7 protein-coding genes and 1 pseudogene are annotated in these 25,158 nt (G+C 53.8%); 4 read left to right on the forward strand and 4 right to left on the reverse strand.

All coding sequences use genetic code 11. From position 1 onward, the window contains the following. Positions 1–4: 4 nt before the first annotated feature. On the forward strand, positions 5–13,969 hold the full coding sequence (locus JI62_RS03220; RefSeq protein ID WP_240513113.1) for a carbohydrate-binding protein: 13,965 nt from the start codon (positions 5–7) through the stop codon (positions 13,967–13,969). Between the two features lie 694 nt (positions 13,970–14,663). Next, positions 14,664–19,955 (forward strand): hypothetical protein, encoded by a 5,292-nt coding sequence (locus JI62_RS03225; protein WP_141101295.1) that lies wholly within the window; start codon positions 14,664–14,666, stop codon positions 19,953–19,955. 439 nt (positions 19,956–20,394) lie between these two features. Here the strand turns inward: JI62_RS03225 and JI62_RS03230 are convergent, their stop codons facing one another. Both JI62_RS03230 and JI62_RS22565 read right to left on the reverse strand, forming a co-directional pair. Further along, positions 20,395–20,772 (reverse strand): YegP family protein, encoded by a 378-nt coding sequence (locus tag JI62_RS03230; RefSeq protein ID WP_430750709.1) that lies wholly within the window; start codon positions 20,770–20,772, stop codon positions 20,395–20,397. Next, complete coding sequence (locus JI62_RS22565) at positions 20,732–20,905, reverse strand: hypothetical protein (protein WP_170938468.1); 174 nt, start codon at positions 20,903–20,905, stop codon at positions 20,732–20,734. The genes JI62_RS03230 and JI62_RS22565 overlap by 41 nt, the downstream gene beginning before the upstream one ends. Positions 20,906–21,201: 296 nt before the next feature. Between JI62_RS22565 and JI62_RS03235 the strand changes: the two genes are divergently transcribed. Then, positions 21,202–22,086 (forward strand): helix-turn-helix transcriptional regulator, encoded by an 885-nt coding sequence (locus JI62_RS03235; protein ID WP_088698793.1) that lies wholly within the window; start codon positions 21,202–21,204, stop codon positions 22,084–22,086. Between the two features lie 475 nt (positions 22,087–22,561). Here the strand turns inward: JI62_RS03235 and JI62_RS03240 are convergent, their stop codons facing one another. Both JI62_RS03240 and JI62_RS03245 read right to left on the reverse strand, forming a co-directional pair. Then, positions 22,562–23,398, reverse strand: a complete 837-nt coding sequence (locus JI62_RS03240; protein WP_088698794.1) for a hypothetical protein — start codon at positions 23,396–23,398, stop codon at positions 22,562–22,564. A gap of 142 nt (positions 23,399–23,540) precedes the next feature. Then, a protein-coding gene (locus JI62_RS03245; protein WP_088698795.1) for an IS3 family transposase occupies positions 23,541–24,628 on the reverse strand; the annotation gives its coding sequence in 2 pieces (ribosomal slippage) (positions 23,541–24,367 and positions 24,367–24,628; 1,089 coding nt in all). Positions 24,629–24,830: 202 nt separating this feature from the next. Between JI62_RS03245 and JI62_RS22820 the strand changes: the two are divergent. Beyond that, positions 24,831–25,055: pseudogene (locus JI62_RS22820) on the forward strand (integrase core domain-containing protein); the annotation flags it as partial. Positions 25,056–25,158: the final 103 nt, after the last annotated feature.

Genomic DNA, 25,158 nt, shown 5'->3' on the forward strand with positions numbered 1-25,158 from the left:
GACCATGTTTTCAATGTCATTTATTTCCGGTCAGGCGAAATCTTTACTGGGAACCGTTCATGAAGGCGGCCGCTGGGGTAGAGATGCGTTTCATGACCATCAGTTGCACGTGGTTCCCCATCCCAGCCCGTGGGAGTCCTCTATCAAGGCCATACGCTTGGCGTGGGAAGATGCGCGAAATGAAATCTCGGTATTTGAGAGTTTCGAACGCCCCTTCGTTTTCGAAAACTTGCCTATGCCTGCGTTGGGGAGGCTAAAGATGCGCATTGAAGCAATGGATGAGTCCGGTAGTGTGCTGCCCAATGCAGGCATGATGATTGATTTAGATGTGGTACCAGAGAGTGATACGTCTCAAGAGACGCTTCCAGAGCCAAGAGAGGAAGCGTCTCTTGAGACTAAGAGTGCTGCGCTCGTCGATGATCCGATGCTTCCACAAGCTGACGGTGGTTTTGCGGTTCAGGCGGTGATAGCAGATACCTTCACTCCGATCCGGATTCAGGCAGAAGATGCTGACGACAGCGATGGCGTCTCGGCGGTTATTGCGGGCACCGGTATTAACGTGGTCGATGACCCCGTCAGCCAGCCGAATGCGGTCAATGCCGACGGGCAAGCTTATGTGGACTATGGCGACGGTGTTAATGGTGGTGAAACACTGACGTTCATGTTCAGCGTTGAAGAGGCGGGTGAGTACGAACTGGCGCTGGGCTATGCGCTTAGTCAGAACGACGATGGCACCGATCGAAACCGTCCCCTACGGTTGGATGTCAATGGCGAGTTAGTGGATCGCATGTTCGATCTCCCCAGTACCACTCTGACGAGTACTTCAACCGACTTCAGCGACTACGGTGAACGTACCATTCGCGTACAGCTCGAGGCGGGCGAGAACATGGTAACCTTTACCTCTAACGGCGCTAGCGGCCCTAATGTCGACTACCTGGAAGTTCGCGCACCGGATCCGGATGTGTACGTTATTCAGGCGGAAGATCTCGTGCTTTCGCCGGTGGCCGACAACGGAAACGGTGCGACCAACCGCGTTGTCACCGTCGACAACATCGCCGATTTTACCACTGGTAACGAAACTTTCCGTGTGGGCGCCGAGGGCGCAAGCTATCTCGACTGGGCATTCAACAATGCCAATGCCTACGGTGAGTTCAGCCTGGATATCGCCACTTCGGGCACCTACAGCGTGACGGTGACTTATGCGACCAGTACCGCGCGGCCGTTGGGTCTCTCCTTGGTGGACGAGGGTGTTTTGACCCAGCTAGGTACGTTCAATTTCACCCCGACGGCGGAGCCGAACTACTACCCCGACGATGTCAGTGATGTGCCCACGGCCAATCAGCCAGCGGGCCCAACGGGTGGCAATCCAACTCGACAAACCGAGTGGGAAGGCTGGTCCACCGAAACCATTGAAATCTCCCTCGCCGCGGGCAGCAACACCCTACGCCTTGGCGGCGCCGCCAACGGCCCTAATATCGATAAGTTTGAGGTGGCGCTAGTGGCGGCAGACCCAGTCGACCCCACGACGCCAGTGATCGATGCCATCGTGGTGCAGGCTGAAGACGCCGAACTCGGGGCTGGTAATGACGCAGGCACCTTGGTGCGCGATGCCGAGAACCCCGAAAGCGGGACAAGTTTTCAAGGACTTCGTCCTGATTATTCCGGCACCGGCTATGTCGACTACGGCAGCGCGCCGGGCGATAGCCTAACCTTCACGGTCAATGTCGCCGAAGCCGGCAGCTATGATCTGAACTTCCGCTATGCCAGCAGCGGCGACCGTCCGATGAGCCTTGCCGTCAACGGTTCGCCGCTGGCGCAGCAGGCCTTTGCGTCCACGGATCCCAATGCGACTAACGAAGCGCCGGAAGGCTTCGATGTGTGGGCCTATCAAAGCCTGACTACCGAACTCGTTGCAGGCGATAATACGATCGTCCTAAGCATTCCCGAAGGTGCTGGGAGTGGCCCGAACCTTGACCGCCTTGAAGTCACGACCGCGGGCACCGGCCCGGTCGGCGATGTTCAGGCAGATACCGATGAAACGCCGCTGGTGTTCAGCGCTGACAACAGCGTGATCAACGGCGCTAACGTGGGCGAGGCTGGTTTCAGTGTGACCGGGCTTGATGAAGACATTGCCTCTGTGGGGATAAGCTTTGATGGCGGCGTCACCGTCGAGAATGTGGCGCCTAATACGGATGGCAGTTTCACTCTCGATCTTTCCAGTCGCGACGACGGTGACCTTACAGCCACCCTGATCGCCATGGATACCTTTGGTAACCGTGTCGAGCGGTCAATTGACCTTACCCTGGATACCACGGCTGATGAAGGCGATGATCTCGCCCTGGAGGGCCCCGCTGCCGAGATCCCGGCTGACGACAGTGCTACGGTCGTGTTCGGTGTGGCGGGGATCGACGCCGACTCGACCCTCGAAGTCAGCTTTGATGGCGGCGCGACGCGTCAACCTGCCACCAGCGATGGCGATAGCCTGACGGTTGACCTTAGCGGCCAGGGCTCAGGCGACGTAACGGTAACGCTGATTGTCACCGATGCGGCCGGTAATGAAACCAGTGTGCAGGATACGGTGACGCTCGCCGCAGCCTCTGGGCCGGTTACTCTCGATGTGGTCTTTGATGAAGCTTCTATTACTTCCTATAACGAGACTCAGGACAACCCGGCAAGCGGTACCGGCGCGGCAGTGGAAGACGGCGGCGCCACACTTTCGCTGACCGATAACGTTTGGAAGCGGGCCGAGTTGCCGAGCAGCTATACCATTACCAATCAGACGCTGCTGACGCTGGATGTGGCGATTTCAGAGTCGCCAGTTCCCGAAATCGTCGCGATTGGCTTTGATAACGACGATAACCCCTTCAACGGCGGTAATAGCGTCTATCAGCTCGGTGGTACCCAGACTCAGGGCGGTTTTGTCGATCTGCGCGGCCAGGGGGTCGATAATGGCGATGGCACTTTCCGTTTCACCATTGATCTGTCAGCGCACGCTGGCACTACTATCGATTCGTTAGTGTTTGTGAACGACGATGATGTGGGGGTCAAGGGCAGCACGAGCTTCAGCACCGTGAGCCTTTCCGAAGGCGAGGATGTGGATACCAACAGCGCACCGCGCGTTGTCGGCGGCGGCATCGCCGATATCAGCCTTGATGAAGGCGCCAACATCGAGATCGATTTGCCCTTCGTCGATGATGATGGCGATGCCCTGAGCTACAGCTTCGTGGTGACCGACGGCGATGGTCAAGAAGTCATCGTGGACGGCCTGAGTGTCTCAGATCAAGTGTTGAGCGGCAGTCTCGAAGGACTAGCACCCGGCGACTACACCGTTTCGGTGACCGCTGATGACGGTACCGCCAGCACCTCGACCGACTTCACGCTGACGGTCGAGAACGTCAACGATGCGCCAGTCGCCGAGCCTGTTGCGCTTGAACCTTACTTCGGCGAAGTGGGTGAGAGCTTCATCCAGATTCCGCTTGCGGACTTCGCCACGCTGTTCTCTGACCCTGACGGCGACACCCTAACGCTCTCCGCCGAGGATTTGCCCGTCGGCCTTGAGGTGGTAGACGGCATTATCCAGGGTATTCCCAGCCAAGGGGGCACCTTCGACGTAGTGATTCGCGCCACCGATCCGTCTGGCCTTTCAGCTACCCAAACGCTGAGCTTTGTAATTGAGGGCACACAAGTAGGGGATGCCATCACCATTGAGGCGGAAAATTTCACCGATTTGGATGCCGCCAACTTGATCGTGACCGGCAGTGCGAGCGCGTCCAATGAACAGCTGATCCGGCTGACCAGTAACGAGCCCGCCACCATCGGCACCGACTTGGCCGCCGGTGGTGTCGAGCCTGGCTGGTACGTGGCGCGGCTGTATGTGTTTGATGAAAACGATGGTGAAGGTGCATTGACGCTCACCATTGGCGATACCGTGCTGCAGGCGCGCAATAGTGCAAGTGATAGCCTAAGTTCCGATGTGGTGCTCAACGACAACTTTGGCACCATCGTAGGCAGCGGGCCAAGGGGGAATGCGGGGCAGAGCGGTAACCGCAAGGAGATCGTCTTCGAAACGCCCTTTGAGGTGACCGCCGGTGATCTGGCAAGCCTTGAGCTTCGCGGCGCCGGTGGCGAACAAATGCGCATCGATTCGCTGACGTTCGAGCGAATCGATGAGCCGGTTAACTCGGCACCGACGCTTGCAGGCCTCTCTACCGACGTTAGCATCGACGAAAACAGCTCAGCCGTGGCTAACCTGGTGATCGACGATGCCGATGGTGACAGCCTGACCGTCACGCTATCCGGTGCCGACGCAGCGCTATTTACTTACGATGAGGTGAGCGGGGAGCTTGCGTTCGTCAACCCGCCGGACGCCGAGCTGGCCGCCGACAGCAATGAAGACGGCGTATACGAGTTGACCGTAACCGTCTCCGACGGTGAAGACAGCGTCTCGCAGGACACCCTGATTACGGTGGCAGACCTCAACGAGAGTATCGTTATCGATCAGACGGCTTATTCGATTGATGAGAACCTGACCGAGATCGGCGCGATTCCGGTGGTCGACGAAGATGGTGCTACCACCGGGCTCAACGCGCCGGTATTTGCTATTACCGGCGGCATTGATGCACCGCTGTTCACCATCGATGAGGCGACCGGGGTACTGAGTTTCACCAGTGCTCGTGACTTCGAGCTTCCGGTGGATGACGATGAAGATGGCGTTTATGAAGTAGAGGTCACCGTTACCGACGGCGACCTGACCGACGTCCAGACGCTGGAAGTGACCGTGAATGACGTCGACGAAGACCCCTTGGCGCCGATCACCCTGCAAGGCGAGGAGGCGAGCGTCACCGATGTCGGTGGCACCGGCCAGGGGGCCGTCACGCGTGTGGTGGATGCCGACAATCCCGATGACTTCGGCAACTTCCGGGAGGGCGCGGTCGGCGACGCCTACCTGGACTTCGGCACCGACGCGGGCGATCAGATCACGTTCAATATCGACGCACCCGCAGCGGGTACCTACACGGCGACGATTCGTTATGCTAACGGCGCCGCCACACCTCGGCCGCTCGACCTGACGGTCAATGGCAGTGCGCAACCGCAGGTGCCTTTTGCCAACGCGCCGGACGATGGCGTCAACGACCCCTGGGATGAATGGTTGGAGCAGGAGGTGCAGGTCACCTTTGGAGAGGGGGCCAATACCTTCACGCTGACCATCCCCACGGTGGCTAACGGTGGTACGAACAACGGCCCCAACATCGATCAGGTCGTGTTCAGCTTCGATGATGGTGATACGACCCCAGCGCCGTTCACCTTCGAGATTCAGGGCGAGGCGTTGTCGATCGACGATGATGAGCCTACTCCCGATACAGTAGTGCGTGACGCCAGCAATCCTGAAACAAACGAAGCGGCGGGCCCCGATGGGCTATGGGATGGCTATACCGGCACTGGCTATCTGGACATGGGTGGCGAAGCCGGTGATGCGGCCTTCTTTGACGTGAATGTCGAAGAAGCGGGCACCTATACCCTGAGCGTGCGTTACACCAATGGCGGTGGAGACGGTGCTGACCGGCCCATGAATATTCTGGTGGGCGGCGAGTCCCAGGGTGAAATGGCCTTCCCCATCACGGGTGAAGGCAACGCTGGCTGGTTGAACTGGCAAGAAGCCACTATCGAAGTTGAGCTTGAGGCGGGCAGCAATACGATCCGGCTTGAGAACATGGGCAATGCAGGCCCCAACATCGATAGCCTGAGCGTCACGCGGGACGGTGTCGAGCCGCCGGATGTGGTGGAACCGGTTGACCGCTTCTCGGTCAAGATCAACTTCCAACCCGACGATGTAGCGATACCGGAAGGCTACATTGCCGACAACGGCAAAGCCTTCGGCACTCAGTCGGTAACCATCGACGGCCAGACCTACCAATATGGCTGGGTCACCGAGGCGTCGATCTACGATGACGAGCCCGGTACCATTCCATTAGATATTTCGAGCCTTACCAACGTGGCGGTCAACGACCGCACCGATGATATTGCGGGGCTTGATCCACGTCAGGGCACCTATGCCCATTTTGACCAGCCTGGAAGCCAGTATGTGCGCGCTGGCTGGGAAATAGAGCTGGAAGATGGCTACTACGAGGTCACCATTTCGATTGGCGATACCTCTGGGCCGTACGACAGTCGCAATGTGCTGAATGCAGAAGGCGAGCTGTTCAACGATCCCTTCACTCCGTTCCGCCCTGACGACTTCCCGGTGGACAGTAATCCGAGCGACGACACCGAGGGCGTGCGCTCTGACTTGGTCACTCGCATCGTACAGGTGAGCGACGGTCGTCTGACGCTGGATTCGCTGGGTCTCGATAACGAGAATACTGAGATTCAGTACATTGAGATCCAGTCGCTTCCCGACCTGACCCCGGATGATGATCGTGAAGCGCCGCAGGACTATGCCTTCTTCACCGATGCCCGTGCTATTGCTGGCGTTGGGGAGAATGAAGTGGAGGTTGACCTCGACGGAGAAGATGGTGCTGTCCCCACCGGTGTTGATCCGACCTCGGATATCTTCGTGGGTATTTCAGTGGTCGACGGGCGTGGTGGTGCCTTGCTGGAAAGCCTAAACGACGGCTCGGTGAAGCTGTTCGAAACGGTTACCGGTGAAGAGGTCTCGTTCAACGTTAATACGACCGGCGGCTTTGATTCACTGACCATCTCACCCAGCCAGATGCTCAAGCCGTTTACCAGCTATACCCTGGTGATCGATGGCTTCCAGGATCGCGGGCCCAACGACGATACTGATGCGCCCACCCGGGAATTCCAGAAGTACACTAACACCTTCGTCACCGGAGAGGAGCCGGAAGTCGTTGCCCGCGATGTGGCCTTCAACGATGTGGTCGAACTCAACGGCGCAGCGGATAACGCCTTCGGCTTCACGTCGCTGGAGATTACCTCCGACGGCTCGACCATGTATGTGGCGACTATCGGTGGACAGATTTTGCGCTTCGACATCGACCCAAGCGACGGATCCCTGATCAATCGCCAGGAGCTTTCGCTGCCCAGCGATTACTTCTTCGAACCCGGTGCTGAAAGTGGCAACGACCGGCGGGGTATTATCGGCTTGACGGTCGACCCCACCGACCCGAACGTGCTGTGGATCACCGACAACTATCCCATACCGCTCAACGGGCGCGATAACGGCGTGCCGGAATTCAGCGGACGCATTACCAAGATTACGCTGGATGGTGGCAATGAGTTCTCGGGTACTGCAGAGCCCTACATTAGCGGGCTGCCACGCTCCAATGGCGACCATGTGACCAATAGTCTCGAGTTCCGCGCCAATCCAGACTATGACGCCGATACCAACCCTGACGTGCCGACGCACCTGCTGTATCTGATTCAGGGCTCCAACTCGGCCATGGGTGAGCCGGATAGCGCCTGGGGTAATCGTCCCGAGCGTCTTCTCAATGCTGCGGTGATGGAGATCGATCCAACCCGCGATGCGCCTCCTGGGGGCTTTGATGTCTCCACCGAACCGGTGCCCGACAATGGCCAGAACACCCGTTTCAATGACCCGGACGGCCATCCTAAGGATGATCCTATCCCCATGGGTAACGGCGAGTTTCTAGTGTTTGACGAACGCGGTGTGGCCACGGTGCAGGATGTCGACGGCAACGTGCTCCAGAGCTACTACGACCCCTACGCCGAAGGTGCGGTGCTAACGATCTTCGCCACCGGGGCGCGCAACGCCTACGATTTGGTATGGCACTCCAATGGCTTCCTGTACGTGCCGACTAACGGCTCGGCTGCGGGCGGCAACGTGCCGGACGACCCCTCGACGCCAGAGAACGAGCGTTACACCAACGTCGAGAAGCAGGACGACTATCTGTTCAAGATCGTCGAGGGGGGGTACTACGGACATCCCAACCCGCTGCGCGACGAGTACATCATGAACGGTGGCAACCCCACCGGCGGCAGCGACCCCAACCAGGTTGACCGGTACCCAGTCGGGACTAATCCCGAGGGGAACTACGATATCTCCGGCGTCTATTCGCTGGGCGAGAACCGATCACCCAACGGCGCGGTGGAATATACCAGCGGTATTTTCGGTGGCAACCTTCAGGGCAATCTGCTGTTCACTGAATACTCAGGCGGTGATGACGTGCGCAGCATTACCCTTGATGCCAACGGTAATGTGATCGGCGATGACGTGCTACGCGATCCTGAAGGTAACGTTATCAGCTACGTCGATCCGCTGGATATTATCGAAAATCCGGTGACCGGCCAGCTATATCTGTTGACCTTGAATCGGGGTAACGGTCAAAGCCAGATCATTCGCCTCGACCCAGCACCGGGCGGTGTCGTTGATCCGGTCGATCCCGATCCGGGCGACGATCTGGTATCGCTTTTGGTCATCCAGGCTGAAGATAACACCCCCAATGACGGCACTGCGGTGACGATCGCCGAGGGTGGTGGCGCGGAAATCCAGATTCGTGACATTGACAATCCAGAATCCACAGCTGGTTTACCTAACGGCCTGCGTCCCGGCGCCTTTGGTCTGGATGGCAATACCAACGGTGATGACGGTGTGCCCGGCGGCTATGCAGATTTCGGTGCCACCAATGCCGATTTCCTCACTTTCAGCTTCAATCTTGATGCCGATCAGGCCGGGGAGTCGGTGTTGAGGCTGCGCTATGCCAATGGTGGTGCCGCCGATCGTCCGCTTGAGGTATTCGTCAATAACGTTAGTGTTGGGGTGTTCGACTTTAGTCCTCCTCCAGGGCTGACTGGCGATGCGGCCTGGGCCGAGTGGCTAACCGAAGACGTGGCGGCGTTGCTGGTGGTGGGAGAAAACACCGTCAGGCTGCAGTCTACGGATAATACCGGCCCCAATATTGACCAGCTTGAAGTGCTGCAGTCGCCGCCGGATACCACACCAGGCTTCACCGAGTATGAGGCTGAGGACGCCTTGCTTGATGGCCCTGTAGTGGTGCCGGAAAGCGCTGATGACCGCAACGCCTCTGGGGAAGGTTTCGTCGACTTCAATGGCACTGGCGATCAGACCATTACCTGGACCGTCGATGTCAATGAGACCGGCAACTACGAAATCGGCTTCCGCTACGCCCTGGCGGCGAGCAAAGCCGACCGCCCGATGGAAGTGACCATCAACGGCGTTAACTTCGGGCTGGTCAACTTCGTCGGCCAGAGCAATGAGGCGGAAAACGACTGGTTCTTCCAGGAGCTATTGGTCAACCTGCAAGCGGGCAGCAACACCATCAGCGTGACGGCACCTGAGGCCAACGGCCCCAATGTGGATCTGCTGCGGGTTCCAGATGCACCTACCGACACCTTTATGCCGGTGTACGCCGATGTCTCCGACGGTGCGCGCATTGAGCTGGAGAGCGGCGACAATGCACGCACGATCAACGACCTGACGGCCGATTTCTACTTTACCGTGGATGCCGATGGCCTTTATCGCCTGGATCTTGCGGCTAACGCCGGTGCCAACGATGGCCAGGGCCTGATCCTGACGCTTAACGGTCAGCCAGTAGATGTACTGGCCTATCCGGGCCAGGGGGATGCCGGGGAAGAAGGCACCTATGTCGAGCTTGAGGCGGGCGTGGAGTACAACCTGCGAGTGGTTTCCAGTGCCGATGGTGCCGATGAGCTGGACTATCTTGATGTGACACCGGTCTCCGGTAATGACAACGCCGACATTGCCATCCAAAGCGGCGATGCTGCCTACTACTCTGACCGGCTGCACTTCAGCTATCTGGAGAACAATAGCGCCTCGAACCCTGATCGGGACTTCAAAGAGAGCGCAACGGTAACGATTTCTAACACCGGAAGCGAGACATTGGAGATTCTCGATGCCGATATTGATGGCCCGTTCGTGCTTCAAGACCCGAGTATCTTCGAAGGCTTGACGCTCGCCGCCGGAGAGTCGCTGGAGGTGACGGTGCTGTTTGACCGTGACAGTTACACCCCGCCAACCAACGACGCTGGCGACGGAGTGTTTGAAGGGCGCATTCGTCTGACGACCAACGATGCCGACTCGCCGATTGCCGAGATTCACATGGCAGGCTTCTGGCAGGCACGGGACGAGGGCGGCTGGGAACCCAACGTCAATGAAGTCTGGGAGGTGTTCGGCTTCGGAAACCGTATCGACGGCCTGACCACCGTGGGAGGCGGGGAGAATTCAGTATTGAATGATTTCGACCTCTATCGTCCCGTTAATGACGACGAAGTGCTGTCGCGCTACTGGACGCTGGCTGATGGTGCTGGCGAGGCGAAGATCACCCAATTGGCGGCTTATCATGGGGATGGTGGCGCGACGTTGGGCATTCACAATCCTGGGAATAAAAACCAGGACATCATCTTCAGTAACCATGCCGGCGACAACAACCAAAGCCTTCTGCCGATTAAAGGAAATGGTGATTTCGCTACCGCGAGTTTCTCGCTTGCCGATATTCCTAGCGGTTGGGCCGGCCAGGGTGTGTTTGGCATCGAGGTGGCGAACCTCTCCACCGACCCATCGCTGAACCCCGAGGGGGGCGGCACGCCGCCGGCGGATGCCGAGGGTATTGAGCGTGGCTACACGGTGCGCATGTTCCGGGCGCTGGATGCCGAGGGCAACGTGATTCCCAATACCTACCTGGGCGTCATGGATTACACCGGCATCAACTACGACTACAACGACAACATGTTCCTCATTGAGGGTGTGACGCCGGTAGCCGGGGGTGAGCTGACGGTAATCAATAATGACGGCGTACCGTCCAATGATCGCCTAGTGATGTCGCGCATCGAGAATCCGGCCAACGCCGCGCAGGAAGTGCACGACGAAGTCACCATCACGATCAGAAACGATGGCTTCGAAACCCTTGATGTCAACAGCATTGAGGTCAGTGATACCACCCTGTTCGAGCTGACGGAGGCGTTCGCGGCGATTAGCCTGGAGCCGGGCGAGTCCATCGACGTAACGGTGCGCTTCATCGCCGATGACCCCAATGATGCCAGCCTGTACGAGGCAAGCCTGGTCATCAACTCAAGCGATGCTGATGAAGGCGAGAAGGTTATCCAACTGGCCGGTTTGGCCCAGAACCAGTCCGAGAGCGGGCAGGAGCCGCTCGTACAGGAAATCATCAACGCCTTCGGATACACCACCAATGTGGCCGAGGGGCAGATGAATCAGGGGGGGCTGGTGGAAGCCAATGGCGACGAGATCCTGTCGCCTTACTTCCAGCGTGCTGACGGTAGCTCGCCGATCAAGATCACCCAACTGGCGGCCTACCACACCCAGGGCGACGTGGCCCGCCTGTTCATCCACGACGTGGATAGCCGGGATCTCGACGAGATTCTGGCCCATGATGAGGCTGATGGTCAGACGCTATTGCCGCGCACGCTCAACAATGGCGATCTCTTGACCACAACGACGTTGGATCGCGATGCACCCTTTGGGTTCTTCGCTGAGATTTCGGGTCGCCAGGGCTATATTTCCTGGTCGGATCCGGATGCCAACCTTTATGAGGACACTATAGATGCTATCGGCAATCCGGGCACCAATCTCAACTGGGACGAGAACGATGGTCACCTGATTCGCGTCTATATCGCCAAGGATGCTGCCGGTAACGTGATTCCAGATACCTATATCGTGATTCAGGATTACGCGGGGGTGAACTACGACTACAACGACAATATCTTCCTGGTCGAGAACGTCCAGACCTATGATCCCACCGGGGCGGAGGATGCAGACGGCAATGGCCGGGTGGATCTGTACGACGACGATGACAACGACGGCGTACCAAACTTCCTCGACAACCCCGAGCCGGTGGGCCAGACCGCCTTCAATGCCGGTGAGACAGCCTGGGTAGTAGGAAACGATGGCTTGACCCTCGAAGCCAAGCTTTATGATAACGGCGGTCAGGGGGTGGCGTATAACGACACCACCGCTGCGCACCAGGGGGCGGCCTTCCGAGCCGACGAAGCGGTGGATATCTCCAACGGCACCGAGGCGCTTGGCTACATTGCCGATGGCGAGTGGGTCGAGTACACCCTCAACGTGGAAACGGCGGGCACCTATACGCTTAGCTTCTCAACGTCTGCGGTCACTGATGGCAAGACCATCACCGCGGCCTTCGAACAGGGTGGTGGCTTCTATACCCCGGCCCAGGTACAGAGTCTGCCTAACACCGGTAGCTTCACCAGCTTCCAGACCGTTGGTCCGCTGACCTTTGAACTGGAGGAGGGCGAGCAGGTGCTAAGGCTGACCTTTAACGGTGGCCAGTTGGATCTGGCGTCGTTCACCCTGGACTTTGAAGCACCGGTGAACGATGGACAGAGCGCCTTTAATGACACCCAGACTGCCTGGGAGGTTGGCGCGGAGGGCTTGAATCTGGAAGCGCGCTTCTATGACAACGGTGGCCAGGGCGTCGCCTATAATGATACCACCGCCGCCCATCAAGGCGATGCCTTCCGATCCGACGAGGCAGTGGATATCTCCACGCCCTCGCAGGCAATCGGCTTCATCGAGGATGGCGAGTGGGTGGAATACACCATTAATGTGGCGGAAGACGGCGTTTACGACCTCGACTTCCTGACCTCTATGGCTTCCTCCAATCCGGCCGCACGCTCGATTACCGCAAGCTTCGCCAAGGGCGATACGCCCTACGTGACGGCTTCATCGGTCGGGGTATCGCCAACGGGAAGCTGGACCACCTTCACCCAGACCGATACCACTCAGGTAACGCTCGAAGCCGGTGAGCAGGTGCTACGGCTAACCTTCAATGGCGGGCCCATGGATCTGGCCTCGTTCAACCTGGCACCCGTTGAGCCGCCGCCGGTCGACGACGCTCAGCAGGCGTTCACTGATAACGGTGACCCCTGGCAGGTGGGTAGTGACTTCACACTGGACGCTGTCAACTACGATGAAGGTGGTCAGGGGGTTGCCTACAACGATGCCGATGCCGAGCAGATTGGCACGGACTTCCGCCCGGGAGACGGCGTGGATATCGTCGGTGACGGTGACGCCATTGGCTGGGTGGACGAGGGTGAATGGGTGGAATACACCCTTAACATCCAGCAGGCTGGGGTCTACGACCTTTCGTTCTTGTCTGCCCTTGGCGATAGCAGCGGTGCACAGCGCAGCATCACGGCGACCTTTACTAAAGGCGACGGCACGCCCTACGCGTCGATTGACCCGGTGGTGATATCGCCGACAGGTGGCTGGGGCAATTTCCAGCCCACTGATGCCACCCAGGTAGCGTTAGAGACCGGTGAGCAGGTGCTGAGATTGACCTTCAATGGCGGGTCGCAGGATCTGGCTTCGTTCAGCTTGGCGCGTGATGGTCAGCAGGCTTTCAATGCAGGCGGCACTCCATGGTTGGTGGATGCTGATGAAGGCTTGACGCTTAATGCGGCTCTATTCGACGAAGGTGGCCAGGACGTTGCCTACAACGACGCCGATGCTGTTCAGATTGGATCGGACTTCCGCCCGGATGAAGGGGTAGATATCGTTGGGCAGGGCGAGGCGATAGGCTGGGTCGATGAAGGTGAATGGGTGGAATACACCATCAACGTCGAACAAGCTGGCAGCCACACCCTGTCGTTCGTGACTTCGTCACCCAATGATGGCCGTACCATCTCTGCTGCGGTTGAACAGAATGGCGTCTTTTACGAACAGTCCGCCCCGGCGTCGGTGCCGAACTCTGGCGCCTGGGGAACCTATGTGGACGGACCTTCGCTGACGCTGGATCTTGAAGAGGGGGTTCAGGTGTTGCGTCTTACCTTCAACGGTGGCTCTCAGGATCTGGCTTCGTTTCAGATCAGTCGAGATTCTGATGTGAATGCGGCCAGTGTGTTGAACATGGATATGATGAATATGGCCAGCGATATGAATGATGGTTCGTCCATCGGGGAAGAACTCGTTGCGATGAGTAATGATGTGAGCATCAGCGGCGTGCAGGAAAATGACCAAGGCGCCTTGATGTAATGTTCGAATCATATAGCACTTGCTAGAGTTAGCGAGGCGGTGCTGATGAGATAAAAAGTGTTAATCAAGCCTGCGAGAAATCGCAGGCTTGATGCGCGCAGTGAATATGGTTTGCCACTGCCGGCGGGGTGATCCCCCCTTTTTCTCTATGGGCTGCGCAAGAAGTTCTCTAAGTGACAGCAACGGATGGATTGTGTCTAGGCAAATTCAATCAGGTTGTGGCGCAAAGGAGCCAAATAAGTATGTGGCCATCGCCCTGATCCATGCCAGTATGCACTGCTCAAACGCATGATTTTCGAAATTGGGGTAGTACCGTCGACTGAAGGGCCGTTAGAAGAAATTGCTGAGATAATAGCGAAAGCTAATATATAAGAGGAAATTAGTCGGCAAACAAAAAAAGGCAGACCAGTAAGTTACTGATCTGCCTTTCAAAATATTGGTAGCGGGGACCGGATTTGAACCGATGACGGTTATGAGACTGATAATATAAAGACATTTATATTGTCCTTAAATAGTTAAAAGTGATGTTAAACCTTATGATAGAACGGTTTTTGGCACGTGCCGCTTCTGGACGTAAGGGATATTAATGACACAAGAAGACGTAGGGGATTGTCACAGCCACCAGTTGGAAGCAGTGACCGTAAGTCTCGGGAAGCGGTATCGCAAGCTAGTTACGTGGGCGCATGATGAAGGTTTGCTCGATATTCTACAGGTCATTTATTATGCTCAGGGACTAAGCCCTCGCAATGATGCGATTGCCAATCTTGTAAGAGAATGCTCACACCCTGAATCTGTTGAGATTCTTTCTGCTTGGGCAGGTGATCCGGTCGTCGATGAGCTGCAACGGTTTGTCGGTAGTTTTAAGGATTCCCACCTCATCTTCCGAGAGTACCCAGTAGAGGCACATGCTGGTGATGTAGAACAAAATAAGCGTCAGTTTCAAGAAGGAGGCGTTAAAAATAAAACCTTCCTAATCACCATGATCACCAATCCGCAGGCTCCAGCAAGTAACGAAGAGCTTTTGTTTTGGCGTCGCCTACTGCGCTTATGGCTCGTAGTACATGCTTCACACCGGGTTGCTCATCAAAAATGTATTGCGGATCGCAACATTAGTAATGCTGCTCGGTTTATTACCCTCGGGCCTTACGACGAAAAATGGCAAATGCTCGACACGCTATTGCGTCGGTGCCGTACTTATGTAGGAGATCACTCGCCTACCTTGGAGCGTGTTAACGACGCGCTCAATTTTGCTGCCGAAGAGATACGTTTAGATTACTCAGGCGACAGAGCGGCCAGTCGATTTTTTAACTCGATTTCTCATATTGCGCGTGATGAAGTTGCTCCCATAAATAATGAGGTTGCGGCCCCGCTATTACTCATTGATCGATTCGTGCAGCCTGCCGTTGCCGTAATCCAGTACGTTGGGGAAGAGAGCGAAGGTACCGAGTATCAGTTTTATGCCTATCGACAAGAGATGGGAGCAGATCTTGATCCAGAGGAGGACGAAGGTACTTATGTTGCGACGGTAGATCCTTCAGATAGTAACGCTGAGCAGCGATTGGCGAGCCGCAGCTATTTTGTGCAAACAGCAGAAGAATCTCATTTTTTGCCATGGAGTTGGGAAAAGCTTTTACCGCCAGAGAAAGCGATTTTACTGAGCTGGATAGACCAGGAACTTTTATCCTCTGATCCAACCGATCAGCTCGGTGCGGTGATGGTTTGGCTGTCAGTCCGATTTTCGCGCTCCCTTCACTTTACTGCGTTATTTCGGATTGATGATGCCTACGGAGATGAGTGGACGTTGGCACAAGATTTTTGCTCTATTGCGAGGAAATCTCCGCGGCGGGCGAATGCTTGGCAAGGCAGTGTTAAGGCACTTGAGTATATCCGACCGTTAAAAGAAGTGCTTGCCATTGAGCTACCTGTCCAAATAACCAAGGTTCTCCAGCTGAGAGCTAGTCAGTTAAAAACCTCTCTGACCACGCTAGGCGACCTATGGGAAGACACTCTACCGCTAGAGAGTTGGTTTTATCAGCAGGCACAATTACATTTTCCCCGCGTAACGAGTGCTAAGCTGGCGCATGTTTGGGGGCAGGTTGTGTTTGATAGCACTCAAGATCCACATTTGGCTCGACTATTAACTGCTCACCCCAATGCGGGACTGCCCGGTGCATCTAGCTATGCAACATGGGACATCACCGCGATCGAAAAAGGGCTGGCTCTGCCTCTAGCCGCATATAGACCTTTTCCACCAAGCGTCAATCTCATTGGTAGTCGCCTTTCGCCGATAACGTCCTTGTTGCGTCAAGACATAGTAAGGGCGAGGGCTACCGTCGAAGCGAGCGCAGAAGCAGGGCTCATTCACTACCATAATGCTCTGGCACAATACTGTGTGATGGGACTCTATGCTGCTTCGGGTGGTCGATATCTCAAAGATCCATTTGAGTCACTGCAGCACTTTAATATCTCAGCACGCTGTTTATATCTGAACGATAAAATGGATCAGGGGCGTCGAAGTAGTCGCGTGGTGCCATTGCCCACTCGGGCCGTCGAACTCGTGCAGTGCTATATCAACCATTTGCAGTCACTGGCTACGGCGCTAATAAATGTCAATACTGCGCTAGCGGATGAAGTACAAAAAGCACTAGCAACTGCGAGCGCATCAGCCCTTCCGTTTTTCTTCTTACTAGATGAGAGCCTGATGTGGCATTCCATGTCGACCGTGGATTTACCCAGTGTGCCCTTATTTCAATGGCCCTTGCCCAGCAATGTATTCCGCCATCGATATGCTCAACAATTACGCTATTTAGGCGTACCCGCAGAGATAGTCGACGGCTGGATGGGGCACGCGGAGCGAAGCGTGGCGACTTATGGGGATTTCTCGCCGCGCTGCTGGCGTGATGATGTTAACGACTATGCTAGCGCCGTCGATGCTGCCTTTGATGATCTGGGATTCTCAACTCCATCTGCGTCTTCGATATGCCCGTCATTGGCAAACATGAGGGGTAATAGTGTCGATGAAAAACAAAAGGCACCACAGGCACAGCTCTTTGGGCAACGCCTACGCGAAAAAGAGCGCCGCCAAGCTATTCAGCGGGAGCACGAAAAGGCCGATGCGGACATTAGCAGCTACTTAGGGCGGAGGGCGATATCGGATATTCAACAAGCAGACGTTGATACGTTGGTTCAGCGGATGCTGCATCGAAATAACTCCGTCATACACCCATATGCGTCGCTCCGCTTGTCAGTTTTGTTGCGGCGCTTGGAAGATGAAGGTAGTCGGTATCAATATGCGATTAACAAGCGCGTCGCTGAAGCCTCAGCAGAGAAATCACTCGTAACTACACAAGCCGTTAAGGCCGTTTTATTAATAACGAGTTTTGCGCAGTGGGCAGATAGCCTTCGCAGAAAAGGACTAAAAGCACAGTTTTCCAAACTCGGCGCCCTGAGCGTCGGTGCGTTGTTGCTATGTTTGGAAAAACGCATTAGCTATCAACGCATGCTGCTCGATGTGGCAAGAGGGCGTAACTACCGCCTCATTCAGCATCGGCAGGATTATTTGCTTGAGTATAGTGAAAGCCTAGACGTGACAAACTACCTTGCCCCGGTTCAGCGGCACCGGATTAGTTATAAAACCGCTTCCTTGTTAGCAGCGGGGCAAGGCATTCAAAAAGAGGTCGATCTCAGTCGAGTCCAGCTACCTAATAACATGGTCGATCCTCCAGAGGCGCTGAGCGTGCACTTGCCGAATACACAGGGGGCAAGTGTTCAAACCGTATTGGCCACACTGGGTGAGCTGATTAGCCAAGCCAATTTACTAACGCTGCCCGGTTTGGTCGCGGGTGCATTAGCGGGACGTGTCCCCTCAACAAGCCTGCCATTAGTCGATGAATTGCGCATTCTTGATGGCGTTAGGTTGGTGTTTCCTTCTAACCATAGCACGCACGACACCGAGTTGAATGTGTCGACTACTGTGACGCCTGGCTGGCGGGATATCAGTAAAGTCGAGCAGCAAGAAAATGCAAAACGACTTTATGCCTTGGTGCAAGACGTTCTAAAAGGGTACACAAAACGGCAATCGCGACGGGCGGCGTCACAGCTCGACAAGTTAACGAACTTATACGGAGGGCAGGTGAGTGCTTGCGTCATACTGTTAGTTCGGTGGATAAGCTTCCTTATGCGGCGGGGCAAAATCGGAAAGCAAAATGACTATGCGCAAAGCTCTTTAACGCGCTATTTCTCGTCATTGAAGACAGCGTTTGCTGAGTTTGGCTACCAAACAAATCTACTCGATCACGACGAAGAGGGGGTGACGGCGCTTTATGCGGAAATGCTGGCTTTTGCTGAGTTAGCATCGCAGGATGCGACGTATTTTAGCCACCGGCTGCGCGATTTTCATTCTTGGGCCGAAACCTTAGGGGTGGCAAGCCCCGACTGGCAGGAGTTGTTTGTTGAGGATGATCGGCGCAGCGTGCGCCCAGGCATGCTGATACAAAGCGAGTATCTTGTGTGTCAGTCCGCGCTACTCGCTAAATGGAAACACCATAGCGATGAAAAATTCTTGTTACTAGGCTTCGTCCTGCTGCTCACCTTTCGCTTTGGTTTACGAGCGCAGGAAGCGATAGGACTCCAGCGCAGCGATTGGTGTGAGTATCAAGGCTCCCGATGGGTGCTGGTTCGCGACAATGCCCAGCGTAAGCTTAAAAGCCTGGCGAGCCGACGCGCAGTGCCTTTACTTTTTGAACTGGAAGAAACGGAGGAAATCATCATCCAGCAGGTGTTTAGCCGTTTTACGTCATTGGCCGGTAAGGACACAAAGCGGCCTATCTTGTGTGAGGTTTACGAAAGTCAGGCACGGTTAATCTCCTGGGCATTGCAGATCAGTCCAATTTTAATTCAGTTGCTACGTCAAGGGACATCAAGTGTTGGATTAACGCTGCACCATTGTCGGCATGCTTTTTATAATACCCTTGCCCCGTCTTTATTCGGTATGCAGTCAGCGCTAACTCAGACAGTCACTGGTGACGCCGATGCACGCGCACTACGCCAACAAGTATTGGGCGTCAATCACTCTGTATCTCGTCGGAGTGGCATGGCATTGGCGCGGCTGATGGGACATCGGCATCCGCGGATTGGATCGCTGAACTATAGTCATTGTTTATTTGATTGGGCCGATCAACTGACGCCTGTTCACCATCAAAGGGTAAGAAAAATTGATGGAGTCCTTAATACTGACTCTTTGTTGAGCCTCAAAACCCCGGTGCTTGAACACGTCGATATCGCTGTGGGTTATGCAGAGTTAAACTTTATGGCATTGTGGAAAGTGCTTCGGTTTGTTGGGCTGGGCATGAGCTATGAGCGTGCCGGACGGCAAGTAAATATTCGTCCAGAAGACATTGAGTCGATTGCACAAGTGATCCGTCAAGCCGAGTCACAGATGCGCTTCAAGCTTAAAAAGGATCAAGATAAGTGGATCAATGGGGAAAGCCATCCTCATATTCTCCTAAGAAGTTTAGGCGAAAAAGCGTGGCGCCGTTTTTTTGAACATATTGAGACGGTGAAGGAAAACGACTTAGTTGATATCAGCGATTCTGTTAGCTTGTGTGAATTGCCATTTTTAATTAGCAAAAACCGTCAGTTGTTAATGAGCCACGAAACTCACCTACGGTTCTTTATGAAAGTGTTGTCACTTTTTGGTGTATCGATGCAGGACATACACATCGCTGCTAGGAATATGCCAATAGGGTTGGGTAATGCATTGAATGACAATGGTTTATGCCCAAAAGGCGATGCAAGCTACTTTCAGATTGATCCGTTTCCCATTGTGGCGGCAGGTGTGCTGGATCGACGTCAGCAATACGCGGCTCTTCGGCTCAAAAGGTTAGCGGATGGTGCAGTAAGAAATAGTAACGAACTCGCTGTTGCAGTCCTGGCATGCGGCCTTTTCGGTGCACTATCTTCTCCAGTACTAGATAGTTGTCAGTGATTCGCTGACCCCTTCTATCTAAGCTAGTCGGCGCTGGTTCTTTGTTTTGGTTGCTTCTAATCCTGCGGCTGATACCCACCGATAAAGTTACTATTGACGCGCCGTTGATATATAGCCCATTGGGTACGAACATACGAAGAGCTTGAGGTGAATCACCACCTGGGCGGTCTCAATGAGCAAGTGCAATACACTACATGATAGGTTAGGTGTTGCACTTGCTCATTGAGACCGCCGTTCCTCATCCTGCGCGTACTTCCGCCATTTCATCAAATACTACTAAGCATCAATGATGATGAGCACACTGGTTTTAGCCTGATAGTGGAACGAGATGTTACCGGTTTAAGCTAACCCGCATTAATGGTGCTCGTGAAGCACATACAAAAATACCGCCTGATGAGCAAGGCGGTATTAACAAGCACTTCTTATCGGTCGGGACGTTCTAGGTAAGGTCTACTGTTGGCGCTGTAGGCCCGTTTGCTTTAACTGACGATATCCCTGTATCTCTTGCACTCGTCGAAGAGTACATCTGGCTTGCCCCGATAATTTGCCCATTAGTAGCATTGAGAACAAAGTAAGGGGTCCCGTTAGACGATGTTTTTCGGTCATAAAGGTGATCATACGGGCTATTCTGCCGAACTGACCCAACACCGTTTTGGGCACCAGCTTTGCTTTGGTAGCCTTCACTTTGCAGAATAATCTCGCCGTTTCCCGCTTTCAGTCGGAAATAGTACTGTGAGTTATGACCGCTACGGAAAATTTCGTACTTAGCAGACATATTAACGGGCCTCCTTTCGAACGCCTTTAAACGGACGGGCATCAGCTTTCACATCCATGAAGCGTCCTGTCTCTGCATCGCGCTTCACCCATTTGCCATTGCTCATTTGCGTTTGAGATCGTTGGCGCACTGCACCTACTCGCTTGTTGTCGCCATATGGACGATTGACTGCCATGACTACTTACCTCTTTTTACCACTCGTTTACAAATTCGCCATGAAGCAGTAGAATGCTCGCCGATCAAAGCCGCTATCTACTGCCAATGGCAGGCTAGGTGCGCTAATTAACCCGATCAGCACATCGTTGTTCGGGTTTTTTAGTGCACGATGCTAATGGTAATCAAAATGATGTCTATCGTCAATATGATTGTGAGTTTCAATTTGGTTTGCGCATTGACTCCCCTCATTCTATATTTGGCTAGGTCACAAGGAAGGTCGTCCGCTCGGGTATACGCACACTAGGGAGAGGAGATATGAGAGGAGCGCCATTCGAAGGGGTCTCTCACCAACAGCTGGAAAGGTTAGCTCATATTGAGTTTCTTATTTACTTCACTGGAAAGGTCACTCGCAAAGACATCATGTCCAGGTTTGGTGTGAGCTCAGCGGCAGCCACCCGCGACTTGAGCGCCTACATCGAGGAAGCTCCAGATAACATAGTGTATGACCCAAGACAGAAGCATTACGTAGCGTCAAGTAAATTTCGGTGCTTGCTACCTCTATCTGCGGAGAAGTGTTTATCTACACTCACGAGTGGTTTCGGTGATGTTATGGATGGTCGTGAGGACTTCCGTTATGCTCACTATATCGCCCTTGAAGAGCCCGAGCTGGATATTACGGCCACGTTCTCACGGGCCATTTCGTTGGCTAAGCCAGTTGAGATCACGTATGTTTCGACATCGAGCGGATCCTCAATCCGCATCATCTGCCCACATTCGTTAATGAATAATGGATTGAGATGGCACGTCCGAGCTTATGATAGGAAAAGACAAAAATTCTCGGATTTCGTGCTTAACCGAGTGCTTTCTACTGATCTGCTCTATAAAGAAGTGTTCAAGGATCATGAGGCTATTAATGAGGATGCTGATTGGGTTGAAGAGGTAGAGCTAGTTATTCAACCTCACCCACGCCTAACAGAGAATAGCCAAGCGGCAGTGGAAAAAGAGTTTGGCATGAAAGGTGCTGTTCTTATTAAAAAGGTACGAAAAGCTCAAGTAGGCTATCTTCTCAATAGCTGGAATATTGATTCGACAGCAGGGGCTGACTTAAAAGGACGTCATATTCTGCTTCACTTAAAGAATGCGGAAGAGCTTGAGAAAATGCAAATTGACAGCCTCCAGTTAGCACCCAGTTTGGATTAGACCAGGGGTAACTCTAGTATTCTTGGCCTAATTAACCCTGGGTATAGGGGAATGAGTAAGGCCTTTGATCACTATATCGGGTTCAGTTGCCACCGCCCCCAGGAATGATTTACGCCGCCACTGCCTATCGGATGTTCTTATTTGGCGGTCTGCGCGCACATCATTTTGCCTCAGTAGCAATGAGTTTCACCAACAGGGGCTGGGGGGAGATGATCAAATTTCAAGGTTTCTAACCTGTTCTAGCGTGGAGGGTTATTTAGCGCAGTAGGACGCTAGGGCTGCATTGTCACGTTCTGGTCACACCCGCGAGTTCGTTTTAGGAATACCGTAATGATGATATCCTGCAGAGAGGTTTGCCTTTTCCTAATGTTCTTAACAGAGCTACAGCCATTTAGGCCAGCATACACTGGAGTGGCCATTCTTATTTTGGCTCTTAGACAACGTTGTGCATTTGTATGTCCGCATCGCTTGGTTACTAGGTAAGCTCAAATCCTTCGGTGTCTAAGAGTGCCTTATCTATCACCAAAGAATCGAGCGTATACGTCGATTTTTGACTCGTGGTATCCGTCGTTCTCGTTGCTGTGAATCGCACGGGCAAATTTTCAAAAGAAGCCTGGCTAATGGTTTTAAGAAGGTCAGGGTGGGCAGCTTTAAATTTCCGGATGTCCCCCGTTTTTTGGAGACTCTCCTGAATTGTCAAAATGTATATTTCATTTCTGCTGTATGAAAACCCATCGGCTAGTCCGGCTCCGAGAATAGGGCTGGATGTTGTAGCTCGTTTTTCAGGGGTTATAAATTCACTGTCAACGCATAGTAGAGGTTCACTCTCGGGGGTGTCGAGTAGGCTAAATCCATCTGGGATCTTCGAACTTCCCCACTTAGTTAAAAATAGCTCTTGTCGCTCATCTAATGCCTCAGTTTTTTGCTTATCTAGCCAAGTCACAGGTTGCTGCGCCTGAAAGAGATCACCGGCTGGAAGCAGCTTTTGTACAATGTGGATGGCTAGCGAGCGGGCCTTGTGAACTATTTCTAACGTCTTTTCGCTATCTTGAGACGATGCAAGGAAAAATACTACGCCTGCTTTTTCTGGCGTGTGGCCTGTGCCAAAGATGACATATTCGTAATCAATGATAACGCCATAGGTGGCTTCGATTTCGTTATTGATGGTTGAGGCGACATAGCTGACAATTTTCTTTATCGCAGGATTGCTAATTTTGACCTCATCGTACTCAAAGTAATTCTCATGCACGCTTTTAATGGCGGCGGAGTTCGCAGCAAGGATAATTACCTGATTTTCTTTTAACTGCGACACGTCGTCTCCTTTGAGCTTGGTTATGCATACAGTTGTTTAAATTATCAAGCCCTTGGGCTGCTTAAATATAAGAACATGTGCTGTTTACGATGGTATTTCCTTGGGTAATCCCCCCATTTTTAGAGGGCTTCAAAAGTAGGCCTCAGGCCATCATGGCCAACTTCTGTTGAGGAGTGATTCCTCCGAGTCCCATATTGGGTCGTTCGTGATTGTAGTGCCAGAGCCAGCGAGTAGCATAATCCTGGACTTCTTCGGTGCTGTCGAACAAATACTGTGCCAGCCAATCGTAACGCACCGTGCGGTTGTAGCGTTCGATATAGGCATTCTGCTGGGGTTTGCCGGGCTGGATAAATGCCAACACAATGCCTTGGTTTTCCGCCCAGTTCGCCAGCTTGCCGCTGATGTATTCAGGGCCGTTGTCACAGCGAATAGAGCGCGGTTTGCCCCGCCACTCAATGATCTGCTCCAGTGATCGGATAACACGCTCTGCCGGAAGCGAAAAGTCTACTTCGATGCCAAGGCCTTCGCGGTTGAAGTCATCAATCACATTCAGCAGCCGGTAGCTGCGACCATCGTTGAGCTGATCGTGCATGAAGTCCATCGACCAACTGTCATTGATCATTTCCGGCACGGCCAATGGCTCCGGCTTTTCACGAACCAGTCGTTTCTTGGGTTTTATCCGCAGGTTCAGTTCCAGCTCCCGATAAATTCGGTAAACCCGTTTGTGATTCCAGCCAAACCTTTTGACGTTTCTCAGGTGCAAAAAGCACAGGCCGAAACCCCAATTTCGCTGGTTATGGGTCAGCCGGATCAGCCAGTCGGCGATCTCGGTATTCTCGCTGCTGAGCTTGGCCCGGTAGCGATAGCAGGTCTCGCTGATGCTGAACATCCAGCAAGCCAGTCGAATACTGATGCGCTTCTCATTGACGGCTTTCTGCGCCATCTCACGGCGTCGAGACGGCTTCACCACTTTTTTTCGATGGCTTCCTTGAGGATGTCCGCTTTCAATCGTTCCTCAGCGTACATCTTCTTGAGCCGTCGGTTTTCATCCTCTAGCTCTTTCAGCCGGGCCATCATGGACGCATCCATGCCGCCGAATTTAGCTCGCCACTTGTAGAAAGTCGCACTGCTCATGCCATGTTCACGGCATAGCTCTGGAACCGGTGCTCCGCCTTCGGCTTGCTTAAGGATCGACAGTATTTGGCTGTCTGAAAAACGTGATTTTTTCATGCAGAATCTTCCTGCGTTTAGCTTACGGAAAATTCTACTTTTGAGCACCCTGGTTTTTCGGGGGGATTACCCTTGGCTAAATTATTATTAGGTGATGATTTTAAAAGCTTTTAAATAGATGCTGATGAGAATTTTGAGACCCTCTGGATCAACTTTAGTAGAAAATATGAAGGTGTTTACGAAACCCAGGGCAACTCAGTCGTTGGGCTTTATTCAGCCTGGTAGCCTAATCAGAATGCCCTTTGTTGATAGCTTAAACGGTAAATTCCGAAGCGAATGCCTAAACCGCCACTGGTATAGGACGTAGGATGAAGCAAGAGTAGAAATAGAGGCGTGGCGAGATCATTGCAATCACGTTCGTCCTTACAGCTCACTCAATTATCTGCTGCCCGTGGAATATGCTCAAAGGGTGGCATTACGTGGATAATCTCATTGGGCCAGTGGTACTGACCAAGAGGAAAGGTCCTGAATTCAACTAATAAGTGCAGCACCTGCGGTTTCTAGTGCTCTTGAGTATTCACCTAAGAACA

The organism is Halomonas campaniensis (assembly GCF_002211105.1).
Classification (GTDB): Bacteria; Pseudomonadota; Gammaproteobacteria; order Pseudomonadales; family Halomonadaceae; genus Vreelandella; species Vreelandella campaniensis_A.

What these genes read in the sequence shown, in the direction of transcription:
- JI62_RS03230 (WP_430750709.1), bottom strand. Translation starts at nt 20,772, where the DNA reads ATGCCCGTCCGTTTAAAGGCGTTCGAAAGGAGGCCCGTTAATATGTCT.
- JI62_RS03220 (WP_240513113.1), top strand. Translation starts at nt 5, where the DNA reads ATGTTTTCAATGTCATTTATTTCCGGTCAGGCGAAATCTTTACTGGGA.
- JI62_RS03235 (WP_088698793.1), top strand. Translation starts at nt 21,202, where the DNA reads ATGAGAGGAGCGCCATTCGAAGGGGTCTCTCACCAACAGCTGGAAAGG.
- JI62_RS22565 (WP_170938468.1), bottom strand. Translation starts at nt 20,905, where the DNA reads ATGGCAGTCAATCGTCCATATGGCGACAACAAGCGAGTAGGTGCAGTG.